Origin of the sequence: Paenibacillus sp. FSL R7-0048, assembly GCF_038004505.1 — a bacterium.
GTDB lineage: Bacteria > Bacillota > Bacilli > Paenibacillales > Paenibacillaceae > Paenibacillus_AQ > Paenibacillus_AQ odorifer.
On sequence record NZ_JBBORF010000001.1, the window covers coordinates 2748300 to 2763579 of the forward strand.

A 15280-nucleotide genomic window follows, 5' to 3' on the forward strand; every position below is an offset into this window, starting at 1 on the left:
GATAGAGATGAAAGTGAAAAATGATAAAATTACTTAAAGAAAGAGGCACTCTAACTATGAACAGATTATCTCGCAAAATAATGACACTCTTCGCACCAGCCGCTGCAACACTTCTGTTGTTCGCAGCCGTGGCTAGCGCGCACGTAACCGTAGCACCAGCACAATCCAGTACCGGAGCATGGGAGACTTACACACTTAAAGTTCCTTCAGAAAAAGATGTGGCGACTGTACAAGTCGATCTACGAATCCCGGCGGGTGCCGAGTTCAAGCAATATGAGGCTACACCGGGCTGGGATGTTACCATTGAGGGGAACAAAGTTAGCTGGATAGCTAATGGAGAAGGAATTAAAGCAGGGCAATTCCAACGTTTCTATTTCACAGCAAAGAATCCTGATACTGCAGGCGACATTGCTTGGGATGCTTATCAGCATTATGCCGATGGCAGCTTGGTGCAGTGGTCTGGTGAGGCAGGAACAGAAAGTCCGCATTCTATTACTTCGATTGTGCAAGCCTCCGGTGGGGATGAACATTCTCATGGTTCCAGTGACAATGGCATGAGCATGGAAGAACATAATGCCATCATGGAAAGCGAGAACAACTCCACCAGTGTCAACCCAATGGTCTATATCGCATTAGGGATCTCTTTACTAGCCTTTTTAATAGCAACCATAAGTATATTGCGCGGGCGAAAAGAGTAAGCGGGAACTAGTTGTGATACAAGAATATAGTGTTCATGCAAGAAGCCTCCGTCGTTTATTGGCGGAGGCTTCTTGCATGAATTAATTGGTGATGAGGATACTTTTTACTTATCTACAGCCGTTTGCGTTTGTAAAAGGTTACGAAAGCAGCGGTTAGTATTAGGAGAAGGATGGCGACGCCAGTTGTGATGGCTTCACTCGTGCTGCCTTTTTGCTGCATAGTACCAGCACCACCAAAGTCGCCACCGCCCATACCACCAGGCATACCGCCACCAAAGCCACCGCCGCCCATGCCGCCACCACCAGGACCATTTCCGCCGCCTTCAGGGAAAGCGGGTCCGCCCATAGCACCAGGCTCACCACCCGCGCCGCCGTCAAATCCACCTTGAGCAGCTTGGCCGTTAGTGTTGGCCTGTCCCTCTTGAGCAGCTTGGCCATTAGTGTTGGTTTGTCCGTCTTGAGTAGTTTGGCCTGTTTGTGTAGTCTGCCCACCCGCAGCTGCTTGTGAGTTACTGCCAGGCCCCTCGCCGGCATTAGGGATAGCCGGTCCGCCCATGGCACCAGGTTCACCACCTGCACCGCCTTGGGCAGTCTGTCCACCCGTAGCCGCTTGTCCTTCGGTATTTGGTGCAGCTGCATTTGCGCCAGTATTACCAGTAGCGCCATCCGCACCTGTGGCCTGCCCAGCACCCGCAGCGCCTTGAGCTGCGCCATTTTTAGCGCCGCCACCAAAGCCACCGCCGCCCATGCCACCACCACTTCCTGATCCGTCACCGGAGGAAGGAATGGTACCGTCGAGTTGCTGCTGGATACTTGTGGCCATGTTCGACATGAAGGTCTCAACAGCCTTTATCCCATTTTCATACTGTTCGAAAGTGTAGAAGGCGGATGGATCCGCTTTGACATAGCTGGAAATCATCGTGTTCAGCTCATCCATCCGAGCCTGGAACGTATCGTCCGCTAGATAGCCAGTAATCATCTCACTAACAATCTCATGATATTTCGTTTTGTATTCATCATTAGCGAGCAGTTTCGCAATCAGTGGTCGTTCTGCCAACGCACCTTGGGTAGGCTCGTCAATTAACACATCTGCGCTTCCCATGCCGCCAAAAGCCATATTGTAATCCCACGGCAGAATCGAGAAGACCCCATCGTCTTCATATAAGTAATAATTCTGCTTATTTCCACCTAAATAACTGTCCATATTACCCGTGACCGCATTTAGAGCGATATACTTCAGCGATTCCTCTACGTCGATGTATTTTTCATAATCGGTGCCGTTGTTTAGCTCATTCAGCATGTCGACAAGAATATCATCGTTAGACTTATCGGATTTCATTTCTAGTCCAGTATAGAGGGCTGGATCATCGCCCAGCCAAGTCAAATCACTGCCCTGACCGGTCATTACACCTTTATAAAGTGCACCATAAGTGTTGCCGAAATTGCGTTCCAGATAAGCATCACTGATCTGTTCTACTGCAAGATAGAAACCCTTCAGTTCATCATTTACATACACATTGACGAAGGAATATTTCGGCGTCGGGAGACCGACACTTTCAGCGAGCTCATAGGTCAGAAATTCACGCATATAAGAAGCATCGCTGTAATTATTATTCAGGTTGATCTTAGTAATGCCGAATAAATTCTGGTTAACATACTCATCAAAAGAAATTTTGAAGCTGTAGCGGTCAGAGTCTGTCATCTGTACTACGCTTCTGAGACTGAGATTTCCTTTGGTCCGTACAGCTACATTATCGTATTTCATACCGTTGTACTCGACGGAAGCCATTTTATATTCTTCAGCACTGGCATTATCCAGCATATCCTGAAAATCGTCCGGGTCCAAGGTGATTTTGACATCCACGACCTTATCTTTTGGAAAGACCTGCTCGTCTAGCTTTTTCTCATCGCTCGAAATGACCTTGTCCTGAGCATCAGACGTTGGATTATTTATTGCAGACGGACTTGCATTCTGACACCCGGCTACGGCGATGACCAGCAGCAGGCAGCAAAAACTCAGCAGGATTGACTTACCTCTGGTTTTCATCTGGGGCACCGCCTTTCATCTCGTTGTAATTAAGATACATAGTCACCGCTATAGCTGATCAAGAGTGCATTTTTGACACCTTTTAGGTCAGAGACTGTGTTGACAAAGCCGCCTACTTTATCATCCAGACGAAGCTCCAGCGTCAATTCAATATTGTTTGCGGAGACTGTTTTTTGCTTCACATTGTAGCGTTTTACGGATTTGGTGATATGGCTGTGTACTTCACGTTCGCTTTCATCACTGTCGCAGTTAATGACCAGTAAGTATGGCGTTTCGATAGAAGAGTGTTTAATGAACAGGAACAAAATAAGGCCGATAATGATCGAACCGATAATAGCCAAGGTGAAAAATCCTGCTCCAGTTACAATCCCTGCTACAGCTGCCCAGAACAAGAAGATCAGATCAGTTGGATCTTTGATTGGTGTTCTGAAACGAACGATGGACAATGCGCCGACCATACCGAGGGACAGCACAAGGTTAGAGTTAATCGCGATAATGACAGTAGCTGTAATCATGGTCATGCCCATGAGTGAGACGTTAAAGCTTTTGGAATATAAAACGCCGCTAAAGACACGTTTGTAGAGCAGGTAAATGAAGTATCCGATCAGAAAAGCTACGCCCAAGGTAATCAGCATCTTGGAGATACTAATATCAGATACAAAATTGTCGATCACCGAGTTTTTAATAATGTCTGAAAAATTATTTGTAGTATCTGTATTCGTTGTTGTAGCTGCTAGCGGTGCTAGTGATGCATTCATAATCAATAATCCTCCCAAGTGTTAGTTTTTAAGAATTTGCGGCAGATCACGTATTTCGAAGCGGACTGCCTATTCAGTCCCTCCAGCTGCAACGCGATTTTAATGTACTCCGGAATATACTCATCGAATTTCACTTCGAAAATTATGAAGTTCTCATCAATCGCCCGAATCGGATGCAAATCCTTATCGAAAATATCCGTAGAGTGCAGGCCCGTACGTAGTTCTTTATCGAACGTTATTCGCACATTTCCGTTGTGGCAAACATAAGGCTCGCGAACATAATCCACGATGACCTTGGGTCGCAGCAGGTTATGGCGCATCTGATCGTATAACTCCATGAACAGCGGACTGTCCGGGACGTTCAGCACTTCGTAGTTGCCCGCCATAATCTCGTCGTACATTTGCCGGGTTAGTGGTTCTTTGATTTTAGCGATATAATCGTCCATTTTAATTTTTTTCTCAAAGTGAATGATGTTGTCTTGAATGTTGTAAATGCGAATCCGGTATTTGGCCCGCTCTCTGAGACCGCCGAGCTTGTCTGCAAGTGCCGTGTTGTTGATATCGTCAAAATACAAACTCCGAATGTGGTATTCTCCACTCTCATTAGCGTGTTGATCTTTATCAATCAAGCTTTGCAATCGCTGGCGCAATATAAGGTATTGATGATAGTTAATGAAAAATTTAAGTTCATGCCGGAATTGAAGCTTCTTATTCATTTTCACACCTCGTTTCTCTCTCTATCTCTGGCTAACCTTCCTGCTTGACTAATTCTAGGAGACAGACCTTATGCTTAACTTAAAATAGACTGAATGTTTGCTGAATGTTTTACACTGCGTTAACAAAAGTCTGTATAAAGATTCGTGTGCAAATTTGACTTCTGACTTTGCAGGGGGCTATCTTATTTAGAAGGCTAGAGAGAAATTTTCATAAGGAGGTACCGTGATGAGAGACTATAAATTTGCCATAATCCTAGGAGTGCTTGTGATTGTGGTTATTTTAGTGGCTTATGGGTTGGAACGATCGAAAAGCGGAAGTAATGCAAATTCACCAGCACCGTATGATCTCGTGACTACCTTTAAGGGAGATGCGAGCACAAGCCGCGCGTTTACTTGGTATACAAGTGATTCGAGTGCAGCAGGCATTCTGGAGATTGTAAAGGGACAAGTGTCCTCTTTTGCAAATACGGATGTACAAAGGGTAGATGCGAAAAGTAGTTCCATCAAAACAGACAATGGCACCAAAGGTGTTCATAAAGTGGAAGCTACGGGTCTTGAACCCGGGACGTTATATACTTATAGAGTGGGTAGTGGCGTTGAAGGAGAATGGAGTCCGGCAGCGGAATTTACAACGGAAGAAGATGGACTGGACAGTGTGTCTTTTATCAACGTAACGGATTCTCAAGGGGAAACGGCAGAGGATTTTAAGCTGTGGGGAAATACACTGAACAAGGCTTTTCAGACATTTCCTGAAGCCAAATTTATTGTGCATAACGGGGATTTGACGGAGGATCCGGAGGATTCGGCAGGCTGGGATGATTTTTTTGGCAATGTGCAGGGCTGGATTTCAGGGATTCCGTTAATGCCGGTAACAGGCAATCATGATGAGGTGGATGAGGATGCAACGTATTATACTTCACACTTCAACCTGCCGGATAATGGGGCAAAGGGTTCAATTGCAGGCACCTCGTATTCCTTCGATTATGGACCAGTGCATGTAACGGTACTGAATACAGAGAGCAATCTAAAAAAGCAAACGGAGTGGCTGAAGGAAGATCTGAAGAACACAGACAAGAAGTGGAAAATCGTTGCGATGCACCGACCGGCTTACGGGGGGAACTCCTATAAGAAAGTTGAAAATTGGACGGATATTTTTGATATGTATGAGGTTGATTTAGTGCTGCAGGGTCATAATCATGAATACTCCAGATCCTACCCGTTACGTGGCGGAAAAATAGTTCCAGAAGGTGAGATTTCCAAAGATGCTAAACGAGGGACAGTCTATGTGGTTACCAACGCTTCTGGAGGGAAATTTAACGAGAAAAAAGAAGATCAGTTCTATCATGCGGTGCATTTTCAGAACTATAAGCAAATGTTTGCGGGCATTAACGTTACCGGGGATACATTAACCTATCAGGCTTATGATGTGGATGGAAAGCTGCTGGATGAGTTTGTGTTGACACATTGAGCTAAGAGAATTGGATAATATTATTTAAATACCTTCTCTGCTGTAAAGTCGGGGAGGTATTTTTTGATTTGCATTAAAACACTAAATTCAGCGCAACAACTGCGTATCTTAAGCCGTTTTTTCACATGTCTACCTTTTCCGTCATATAAGCTGTTAACTTTATAATGATAAAATAGATTTAGTTATATTTGGATTTCATTTGAAGTGAAGGGGAAGTAATATGTTTATCAGAAAAATGGTTTTTATCGGTATCATTTGTATGTTAGGTTTGACAGGTTGTGCAACGAACACTAAATCAGGTGCTGAAGGAGAGGGAGATAAGCGTGCAGAGGAGCTGCTCAGCATGTCTCGGAGTGAACTGGCTAAGCAGGAGAGCTATACTATAGAAATGGAGAAACAAGAAGAAACATCCAGCAAATCGGAAAAAAGTGAAGATAAACATTGGTCGAGCGCTGTTTCATTTCATGTCGACTATGTTAGAAATCCTTATACCGTATATCTAAAATCGGAGACTGCGGAAGGAAAGGAACGAGAAGAATACATATCGGATACTGAATATCATACAAAGGTAATGGATGATTTATTTATTAAGCAGGACGATTATATTCCAGCGAAAGAAAAACAAATCGCACAAAGATTTATTGACCCGTATGATTATATAGACATGTACCGGATAGATTCTCAGGGGATCGTTGTTTCTGAGGAGGAACAAGAATACATACTTTCGATAGAGATATCGTCTCATGATGCGAGTAAGGAAACGATGAAATTGATGAAGCAGAATTTGACAGACAAGATTAAACTAAGATATACGCTGGATAAAACTACACTTTTGCCGCATAAAGTGGAGGCAGAAATATTCACTTCATTGAAATCAGAAAACTTAAATTCAGAGTCAGTGCTCACGTTGCAAACAACTATCAGCAATTTTAATGGTATAAAAGAGATTGTTATGCCTGTAGATACTAGTGAAGAATAGTTATATCAGAAGCCTCTGGGATTTATTCCGGAGGTTTTCTTTATCAGCAGAATTATTTTCAATCAAAATTTAGTGAAATTGTATCCAGAAGTGTGAAAATGGTACGATTTTTAGAGACAATCTTCTGCAAAATATAACCATTTTCTCTCGATAATGAAAAACCTTACCATTATAATGAAAGCGTTATCAGAAAATGGAGTCTAAGTTTTGAAGGTATGGATTAAGGGGGAGGGAGGAGCAGGGATATAGAGTAAGAAGAAGGCATAAACAAACCAATTATATCGTAGGAGGCGTAAAACGTGATTCGTAACCGTATCCGGAAAACAGGACTTTTGGTCCTGCTTGGCGCGATGGTAGGCTCTTTATTCTCTGCATTCCCAGCTACTACCCATGCAGCCTCAAGTGAACCTTACACCTGGAAAAGCGTTGTAACGGGAGCTGGCGGGGGCTTTGTACCCGGAATTATTTTTAATCAAACTGAACCGAATCTGATTTATGCCAGAACAGATATTGGCGGGGCCTATCGCTGGAATCAAGCTACATCTAGCTGGACATCAATTAGTGACTCGGTAGGCTGGGTAGATTGGAACAAGAATGGTGTTGATGCTCTGGCTACAGACCCAATTGATCCTAATAAAGTCTACATGGCAACGGGTACGTATACTAATCATTGGGATAATAATGGCCAGATTATGCGCTCTAATGACCGGGGGAACACCTGGCAAACTACTCCACTGCCTTTTAAAGTAGGTGGCAATATGCCTGGCCGTTCCGCTGGTGAACGTCTAGTCATCGACCCCAATAAGAACAACATTCTCTATTTTGGAGCTAGAAGTGGTAATGGTCTCTGGAAGAGTATTGATTCGGGTGTAACTTGGTCAAAGGTAACCTCTTTTCCAAACGTAGGAACGTATATTCAGAATCCGACACTTGATTATGGGAATGATCTTGTCGGATTGTCTTGGATCACGTTCGATAAGAGCACAGGTACACTTGGCAACGCTACTCAAACGATATATGTCGGTGTGGCCGATACGGCTAGCAGCGTATATCGGAGTACAGATGGTGGAGTAACCTGGACAGCTCTGGCTGGACAACCTACGGGGTTCTTGCCACATCACGGCGAGCTGTCATCCACAGGTGATCTCTATATTACTTATAGTAATGGTGTAGGTCCCTATGATGGCAGTAAGGGTGAAGTTTGGAAATACAACAAAACTAGTGGGGCTTGGACCAATATCAGTCCTACGACCGGTGAAGATAACTGGTATGGCTTTGGTGGATTGGCGCTGGATGCTCAGCACCCTAACACATTGATGGTATCCAGCTTAAACGCTTGGTGGCCTGATGAAGTTATTTTCCGCAGTACCAATGGTGGGGCTACTTGGAGTCGCATTTGGGATTGGGGCAATTATCCAGAACGGACTTATAAGTTCAGCATGGACATCACCGCTGCTCCATGGCTCGATCATGGAACCACTTCAACATCCCTGGATCCTTCACCGAAGCTAGGCTGGATGATGGGTGATTTGGAAATTGATCCATTTAACTCGAATCGAATGATGTACGGCACTGGAGCAACAATTTATGGGTCGAACAATTTGACCTCATGGGATACCGGAGGCAAGGTAAATATCTCTGTCATGGCAAAAGGTGTGGAGGAAACTGCAGTGCTGGGGCTAATTAGCCCGCCAACGGGAACCTCCCATTTGATCACTGCACTTGGTGACGTTTCCGGTTTCCGTCATGAGGATTTGTCGGTAGCGCCGACTAAATTCCAGACCAGTCCTTCATGGGCAACGACGATGAGTATTGACTATGCTGAACTGAGTCCGTCCTATATGGTGCGGGTAGGCAGTGCAGATAAAGAAAAAACGCCAAGTATGAAGTCCATTGGTATCTCTAACGATGGTGGAGTGAACTGGTACATGCCAAACTCCGAGCCTTCCAATGGAACCAAAACAACGGTTGGCCATGGACAAGTAGCTGTCTCTGCAAGTGGTAATTCCATTCTGTGGAGCACCTCAGATATCGGGGTGTATTATTCCAAAACCTCAGGCAATTCTTGGACAGCAAGTGCAGGATTACCGGCTGGAGCGAAGATAGCGTCTGATCGCGTGAATCCTAACAAATACTATGGATTTTATGCAGGAACCTTCTATGTAAGTGTGGATGGTGGAGCTACATTTACTGCCACCGCAGCTTCGGGCTTCCCGACCAATAATGTGGCTGGATTACAGCCGAATGAAGCCCAAATCAGTATGAAGGCAGTTCCAGGTATTGAAGGTGACATCTGGTTCGCCGGAGGGAATACGGTTGAGAATAAATATGGTCTATGGCACTCCACTAATTCAGGTGCGAGCTTCACGAAGTTAACGAATGTAGAAGAAGCTGATCTTATTGGATATGGGAAGGCTGCTCCGGGCCAAACTTATATGGCATTGTACACCGTAGCTAAGATTGATGGTGTACGGGGCGTATTCCGTTCCGATGATGTTGGCGCAACTTGGGTTCGTATTAATGACGATGCTCACCAATACGCTAAGATCAATATGGCGATTACTGGGGATCCAAGAATCTATGGACGTGTATATCTCGGTACGAATGGCCGAGGCACCTTGTATGCTGATCCTGTAAATCCACCAGCTACAGGCTCGACCATTACGCCAATAACTGCAAGCTTTGATAAGAAGACAGCGAATCAGACAGACGTCGCAGTAACTATGACGTTGAACGGAAATACGCTGAGCACGATCAAGAACGGAACGGCAACCCTCGTAGCCGGAACGGATTATACGGTAAGTGGATCAACAGTGACGATTAAAAAAGCGTATTTAGCGACGCAAGCGGTAGGAACGACAACGCTGACGTTCAGCTTTAGCGCTGGAGCTACACAATCCTTGGCGGTAGCGGTAACGGATACTACAACACCGGTATCCAACTCCACGATAACGCCAACAAGCGCGGGATTTGATAAGAAAACAGCGAATCAGGCAGACGTGGCAGTAACTATGACGTTGAACGGAAATACACTGAGCACGATCAAGAACGGAACGGCAACCCTCGTAGCCGGAACGGATTATACGGTAAGTGGATCAACAGTAACGATTAAAAAAGCGTATTTAGCGACACAAGCGGTAGGAACGACAACGCTGACGTTCAGCTTTAGCGCTGGAGCTACACAATCCTTGGCGGTAGCGGTAACGGATACTACAACACCGGTATCCAACTCCACGATAACGCCAACAAGCGCGGGATTTGATAAGAAAACAGCGAATCAGGCAGACGTGGCAGTAACTATGACGTTGAACGGAAATACACTGAGCACGATCAAGAACGGAACGGCAACCCTCGTAGCAGGAACGGATTATACGGTAAGTGGATCAACAGTCACTCTCAAGAAGGAGTATTTGGCAACTCAAGCGGTAGGAACGACAACGCTGACCTTTGAGTTTAGTGCCGGAGCGGCACAATCCTTGGTTGTCACTCTCTCAGATACGTCAGTAGCTCCTACAGCAGCACTGAAAGTGCAGATGTATAACGGTACAGTGACTGCTTCCGGAAATACGCTAAATCCAAAGTTTAAGCTGGTGAACACAAGTACAAGTGCCGTTGCACTTTCTGATGTGAAATTAAGATATTATTACACAATTGACGGAGAGAAGGCACAAAGCTTCTTCTGCGATTGGTCACAGGCTGGAAGCGCGAATGTAACGGGCACGTTTGTGAAGCTGCCAACGGCTAAAGCGGATGCGGATTATTATCTGGAGCTTGGATTCTCGAGTGCAGCAGGTTCACTAGCTGCGGGTGCGAGCATCGATATCCAAGTGCGAGTAGCTAAAGAGGATTGGTCAAATTACACTCAAACCGGAGATTACTCCTTTAATGCGGTTGATACCAATTTTGTAGACTGGACAAAAGCGCCCGCCTACATCTCAGGTAGCCTGATCTGGGGTAATGAACCTAACTAAGAATCTTCACCAATAGTTATGCTGAAGAGGCTGTCCTAAAAGTAGAAAATTCTACTTTTGGGGCAGTTTCTTACTTTAACCCTCAGCTATAGGTGGTATGTACGCTATGTGCTACGTTCTATGAATCATGCGATATGTGGTATGTCGGATGCATTTATGGTTCCTATAGTGTTGCTATATAATAATTAGGGAAAACCTCCCTGAAAATAGCCGATATTTGCTTTAAATCAACGAAATCAGGGAATTATTCCCTGAAAATCAGGCGAATTCGTTAGTTTCCAGCAAATTAGCCAATAATTAGGGAGGTTTTCCCTAATTATTGGCTGGATGACCAAAAAACTTAGAATTTTAGGGAGAAATTCCCCAATTATGCTATCAACGCTTCACTTCCTCCTGTACGGTACGCAAAAACCAGCTAATGATATTTAAAAGTAGTTCTGACATACCATTTGCTGTTTTGGCTGTTACAATGTTTGTCCGCTATCTATGGTAATGATCTGTCCAGTCATTGCTTCCTGTTCTAGCGCAGCGCAGACGAACTGGGCGATATTCTCGGCGGTTGAAATATGCGGAAGCAGCAGATTAGGGGCTAGTTTATGCATTTGTTCTTCTCGTCCAGACCACCATCTAGTAGCAACGGCTCCCGGTGCTACACAGTTAACTCTAATATGGGGAGCCAGCGCGTGTGCCAGCGATTTGGTAAGACCGTGGACAGCCGCTTTGGAGACGGCATAAGGAAGGGATGAGCCTAAGCCTGTCTGTCCAGCGATGCTGCCGAGATTGAGGATGGCTCCTGAATTTTTTTGGTTCATATACGGTGCAACCGCTCTGGCGCAAAAAAACATTCCTTTCACATTTACATCATATAACTCATCCCATACTTCCTCTGTTGCCTTTTCCAGATCTCCGAGAGCAATATGTTTAGTTATACTGGCGTTATTCACTAGCAGATCAATTGTCCCGAAATGCTGAATAATCGAATCGACCATACTTCGCACATCCTGATCTTTAGACACATTCGCTTGTATTGCTATAGCCTGCCCTCCTTGATTCAGAATCGTCTTTACGGTTTCATTGGCTTCATCCTCAGATCTAGAATAGTTCACTACGACGTGGGCTCCGCGTTTGGATAACTCCAAGCTTACAGCTTTGCCAATTCCAGTCCCTCCACCGGTTACTAATACGACTTTATTGTTGAGATCCACCCTCAATCACTCCTTAAGTTGGCGTATGTTGTTATAAAGTATTCTATAGAGAAAAGTGGATTTCGTATAATTGAATATAATGAAGGTTTGGTTCAATTAATTTGAATTGAATAGGGGAGGGCCCTAGGATGGATCTAAAAACAATAAAAACCTTTCAAACGATCGTAACTTCCGGAAGCTTTAATCGCGCAGCAGAAGAATTGAACTATGCCCAATCTACAGTTACGATGCAGATGCAAAGGCTTGAATCTGATCTGGGATGTCAATTGCTTGAGCGGGGGAAGCAAATCAGCTTAACAGAAGCAGGCAGATTGTTTTATGAAGAGAGCTTACATATCGTTAAAGATATGGAACGACTAGAGAGCCGTTTGGCTGATTTAAAAATAGGGGAAGCTGGCAACGTGCGATTAGGGGTAACGGACCCTACGGCAAGCTGTCGTTTGCCGCAGCTTTTAAGTAGGTTTATGGTGCAATTTCCTAAAGTGAAGGTCTCCGTGGATATTGCGGGAACCGCCGCACTTAGTGAACTACTCCTGCGTGGTGAAATTGATTTGGCAGTGTGTTCGGCACCAGAGCTCGGTAAGGAGCTGTATTTTGAACCCTTATTTGCGGAGGAATTCTTGTTACTTTTGCCAGAAGAGCATCCGCTAGCATCCAAGGAACGTATCACCCCAGAGGATCTACAGAGTCATCGCTTACTGATTACGGCAGCGAATTGTCCTTATCGTAAAAAATTAGAAAGTGTGCTGCAGGAATCAGGCGGGCCGCCACTAGATACAATGGAGATTGGGAGCATGACAGCGCTGAAATATTTTGTGGGAAGTGGTTTAGGCCTGGCACTTGTTCCTGAGATTGTGCTGAATCCAGCCCCGGCAGGAACTATAGTACGGAAGCTGGAGGGGAAGGTTATTGATATGACCTGTGGGATCCTATGTAAACTTTCAGATTATCCGCTTAAGCAAGCGAGCTCCAGATTGTATCATTTTTTAAAACAGGAACTAACCGTGACAAGGATATTTTGAATTTTAAACGAATTGTTAAGAAATAGAAAAAATAGAAAGGGCGGTGTTTGATGTTTTTTAGGAGGAAATTCAGTTTCTGGCTTTCGATTATAAGTATCATCATCTGTCTGAGTGACTATCTGGGGGTGGGGATCGCGAATATTATTCTTGTACGTTTGAACCCTATTATAGATACATTGATCTTTACAGAACCTTTTGAAAGCTTCATGGTTGATGTAAATAATCCGAGATGGGGAACCAATAGTGCGTTAATCAGCGTCAGATTCCCAACGTATATTATTCATTTTGGAACGTTTTTGATTTTGGGTATTCTAATGGATTACCTTATTCGTATATTAAAACAGAAGTAGAAGTGTAGATGAGCCTAGAAGAGGAAAGGTGAGCTGAGATGAGCGGAGCAAAGGGAAAACTTGATTTGGAGAGAATTGTTTTTATTGGCAGAACCTATGAGGAATATATACGTATGTTTGATTTGCTGGAATCAGATCTTATCGGCCAGAGCATTCTGGATTGTCCTGCGGGTGCTTGCTCTTTTACAGCAATAGCGAATCAGTTGGGTGGTGAAGTAACGGCTGCTGATATTGCTTACTATTACTCTGAAGATGAGCTGGCAGACAAAGGGGCTCAAGATATTGCACATGCGATGTCCGGAATGGAAAAAGTACAGGATAATTTCGTTTGGAACTACTTTAAATCAATCGAGGGGCTGACCGAAGCGAGGAACGCAGCGTTAACCGCCAGCACTAAGGATCGAAGACAAACCCCGCAGCGATATGTTCCTGTGATACTTCCGGATCTGCCATTTGCGGATGAAGCATTTGATCTGACATTATCTGCTCACTTTCTATTTATGTACAGCGATCGGCTGGACTATGAATTTCATTTAGAGACTGTTAAGGAACTCATGCGGGTGACGAGAGGCGAGCTTCGAATCTTTCCACTAGTCGACCTCTCTTGTAAAAGGTATAAGTATTTAGACCGCCTTATTGATGATTTGGTGAGGCAAGGATTTACTGCAGAGGAACTAGAGGTTCCTTATGAATTTCAAAAAGGTGCAAAGCAGATGTTGAAGATTAGAAGAGCAGAATTGTTCCTCTGAAATATAAAAAACGAGGGTGCCTCAAGCCATGATGACTTTGGGAGCACCCTCGTTTTTTGTATAAATATCTATAAAGCTTACGCTACAGTTTCTTTCCGTTCTGCTACAAAACAAGCTATGCCTAATACCAGACCAAGGCCCACTAGAACCGCACCGACCCAAGGAAGCGAAGTGATCGCTAGATGAGAAATAACCCAACCGCCAATAAAGGCACCCGCTGCGTTACCGAGATTCCCGGCGGAGTGGCTGGTCGTTGAAGCAAGTGCAGGGGCTGCCTGAGCCAGACTCATAATCCGTATTTGCAGACCTGGCATGACCGCAAAGGACACCATACCCCAGAAAAATATTGTGATTACCGCAGCTATTGGGCTATGCATCGTGAAGGAAAAGATCGTTAGAATCATACTGACTGCAAAATAAAGTCCCACGATAGAAGGCATCAGCGTCCAATCCGCAAGCTTTCCGCCAACGATGTTCCCGATGGTCACCCCACAGCCGAATAAGACTAGAATCCAAGTCACACTATGTTCAGCAAAACCGGTCACTTCTTCAAGCAGTGGAGTAATATATGTGAACACGGTGAACAAGCTGGCGTTCCCTAACGCCCCGATCAATAAGAATAGCAGCAGCTTTGGATTAGCCAGCGCAGCAATCTGCTGGATAACACTCGCTGGTTTCTCTTGTTTAAGCTTTGGAATAAAAATGAGGATGCCGATCAGCGCGGCGACTCCCATGACAGCAATCGCTGCAAATGAGGCCCGCCAGCCCATACTTTGTCCAATAAATGTTCCTAGAGGAACTCCGACAATATTGGCTATCGTTAAACCTGCCATCATAATAGATACGGCTCCGGCCCGCTTATTGGGTTGTACAAGATTGGATGCAATGACTGCGCCAACCCCAAAAAAAGTACCATGAGTTAAAGCTGTAATTATACGAGCTACCATGAGAACGGTATAGTTTGGTGCAAACACAGAGATTCCGTTGCCCAGTATAAAAAGAATCATGAGAAGACATAACAGTTTCTTTTGCGGAATGCGCTGCGTGAGAATGGTCAGGATGGGTGCGCCAACGGCCACTCCAAGTGCGTACATTGTAATGAGTTGGCCAGCAGTCGAAATACTAACCTGTAAATCGTTGGCCACATTTGGTAAAATACCCATAATAACAAACTCAGTCATACCAATTGCAAAAGCGCCTACCGTAAGAGAGAGTATAGAGATGGGAAAGGGCTCTTTCCCTGCTCGCTCTTTGCGTGTTTGTGCCTTGTTGAGGTTTGGAATTGCATTCATGATGCCGATGTTCAACCTTTCTTCT

General features: G+C 44.7%; 12 protein-coding genes and 1 pseudogene. 8 read left to right on the forward strand and 5 right to left on the reverse strand.

Features of this window, described 5'->3' with window-relative positions; all coding sequences use genetic code 11:
- Positions 1-56: 56 nt before the first annotated feature.
- The gene (locus NSQ91_RS11940; RefSeq protein WP_076130655.1) at positions 57-698 is read left to right on the forward strand and encodes a DUF1775 domain-containing protein; all 642 of its coding nucleotides are present in this window, start codon (positions 57-59) and stop codon (positions 696-698) included.
- Positions 699-810: 112 nt separating this feature from the next.
- On the opposite strand, the gene NSQ91_RS11945 is transcribed toward NSQ91_RS11940, so the two are convergent.
- Genes NSQ91_RS11945 through NSQ91_RS11955 form a run of 3 tightly spaced genes read right to left on the reverse strand, consistent with a single transcriptional unit; the run spans position 811 to position 4219 of the window.
- The gene (locus NSQ91_RS11945) at positions 811-2745 is read right to left on the reverse strand and encodes a CotH kinase family protein (RefSeq protein WP_076305425.1); all 1935 of its coding nucleotides are present in this window, start codon (positions 2743-2745) and stop codon (positions 811-813) included.
- A 29-nt stretch (positions 2746-2774) separates the two neighbouring features.
- Positions 2775-3503 carry a DUF4956 domain-containing protein gene (locus NSQ91_RS11950; protein WP_076219841.1) on the reverse strand — a complete coding sequence of 243 codons (729 nt, stop codon included), beginning with the start codon at positions 3501-3503 and terminating at the stop codon, positions 2775-2777.
- Positions 3504-3505: 2 nt separating this feature from the next.
- Entirely contained in the window at positions 3506-4219 is a 714-nt protein-coding gene (locus NSQ91_RS11955; protein WP_036683495.1) for a polyphosphate polymerase domain-containing protein, read from the reverse strand.
- A 226-nt stretch (positions 4220-4445) separates the two neighbouring features.
- On the opposite strand from NSQ91_RS11955, the gene NSQ91_RS11960 reads away from it, so the two are divergent.
- The 4 genes and pseudogenes from NSQ91_RS11960 (at position 4446) to NSQ91_RS32020 (ending at position 10637) form a co-directional block, all read left to right on the forward strand.
- Positions 4446-5687, forward strand: coding sequence for a purple acid phosphatase family protein (locus NSQ91_RS11960; RefSeq protein WP_076305426.1), 1242 nt, complete (start codon positions 4446-4448; stop codon positions 5685-5687).
- A gap of 220 nt (positions 5688-5907) precedes the next feature.
- Positions 5908-6666, forward strand: coding sequence for a DUF6612 family protein (locus NSQ91_RS11965; protein WP_076278106.1), 759 nt, complete (start codon positions 5908-5910; stop codon positions 6664-6666).
- A 350-nt stretch (positions 6667-7016) separates the two neighbouring features.
- A pseudogene (locus NSQ91_RS11970) lies at positions 7017-9902 on the forward strand (X2-like carbohydrate binding domain-containing protein); the annotation flags it as partial.
- On the forward strand, positions 9903-10637 hold the full coding sequence (locus tag NSQ91_RS32020) for a X2-like carbohydrate binding domain-containing protein (protein ID WP_445670809.1): 735 nt from the start codon (positions 9903-9905) through the stop codon (positions 10635-10637).
- Positions 10638-11101: 464 nt separating this feature from the next.
- Here the strand turns inward: NSQ91_RS32020 and NSQ91_RS11975 are convergent, their stop codons facing one another.
- Complete coding sequence (locus tag NSQ91_RS11975) at positions 11102-11842, reverse strand: SDR family NAD(P)-dependent oxidoreductase (RefSeq protein WP_076305297.1); 741 nt, start codon at positions 11840-11842, stop codon at positions 11102-11104.
- Between the two features lie 128 nt (positions 11843-11970).
- Between NSQ91_RS11975 and NSQ91_RS11980 the strand changes: the two genes are divergently transcribed.
- The 3 genes from NSQ91_RS11980 to NSQ91_RS11990 are packed head-to-tail and all read left to right on the forward strand — an operon-like array spanning position 11971 to position 13963.
- Positions 11971-12864, forward strand: a complete 894-nt coding sequence (locus tag NSQ91_RS11980) for a LysR family transcriptional regulator (RefSeq protein ID WP_076305296.1) — start codon at positions 11971-11973, stop codon at positions 12862-12864.
- Between the two features lie 50 nt (positions 12865-12914).
- Entirely contained in the window at positions 12915-13214 is a 300-nt protein-coding gene (locus NSQ91_RS11985; RefSeq protein ID WP_076129917.1) for a hypothetical protein, read from the forward strand.
- 38 nt (positions 13215-13252) lie between these two features.
- Positions 13253-13963 carry an SAM-dependent methyltransferase gene (locus NSQ91_RS11990; protein ID WP_076305295.1) on the forward strand — a complete coding sequence of 237 codons (711 nt, stop codon included), beginning with the start codon at positions 13253-13255 and terminating at the stop codon, positions 13961-13963.
- A gap of 77 nt (positions 13964-14040) precedes the next feature.
- Here the strand turns inward: NSQ91_RS11990 and NSQ91_RS11995 are convergent, their stop codons facing one another.
- On the reverse strand, positions 14041-15255 hold the full coding sequence (locus NSQ91_RS11995; protein ID WP_076305302.1) for an MFS transporter: 1215 nt from the start codon (positions 15253-15255) through the stop codon (positions 14041-14043).
- Positions 15256-15280 lie beyond the last annotated feature (25 nt).

What these genes read in the sequence shown, in the direction of transcription:
- NSQ91_RS11945 (WP_076305425.1), bottom strand. Translation starts at nt 2,745, where the DNA reads ATGAAAACCAGAGGTAAGTCAATCCTGCTGAGTTTTTGCTGCCTGCTG.
- NSQ91_RS11980 (WP_076305296.1), top strand. Translation starts at nt 11,971, where the DNA reads ATGGATCTAAAAACAATAAAAACCTTTCAAACGATCGTAACTTCCGGA.
- NSQ91_RS11965 (WP_076278106.1), top strand. Translation starts at nt 5,908, where the DNA reads ATGTTTATCAGAAAAATGGTTTTTATCGGTATCATTTGTATGTTAGGT.
- NSQ91_RS11985 (WP_076129917.1), top strand. Translation starts at nt 12,915, where the DNA reads ATGTTTTTTAGGAGGAAATTCAGTTTCTGGCTTTCGATTATAAGTATC.
- NSQ91_RS11955 (WP_036683495.1), bottom strand. Translation starts at nt 4,219, where the DNA reads ATGAATAAGAAGCTTCAATTCCGGCATGAACTTAAATTTTTCATTAAC.
- NSQ91_RS11960 (WP_076305426.1), top strand. Translation starts at nt 4,446, where the DNA reads ATGAGAGACTATAAATTTGCCATAATCCTAGGAGTGCTTGTGATTGTG.
- NSQ91_RS11940 (WP_076130655.1), top strand. Translation starts at nt 57, where the DNA reads ATGAACAGATTATCTCGCAAAATAATGACACTCTTCGCACCAGCCGCT.
- NSQ91_RS11990 (WP_076305295.1), top strand. Translation starts at nt 13,253, where the DNA reads ATGAGCGGAGCAAAGGGAAAACTTGATTTGGAGAGAATTGTTTTTATT.
- NSQ91_RS11950 (WP_076219841.1), bottom strand. Translation starts at nt 3,503, where the DNA reads ATGAATGCATCACTAGCACCGCTAGCAGCTACAACAACGAATACAGAT.
- NSQ91_RS11995 (WP_076305302.1), bottom strand. Translation starts at nt 15,255, where the DNA reads ATGAATGCAATTCCAAACCTCAACAAGGCACAAACACGCAAAGAGCGA.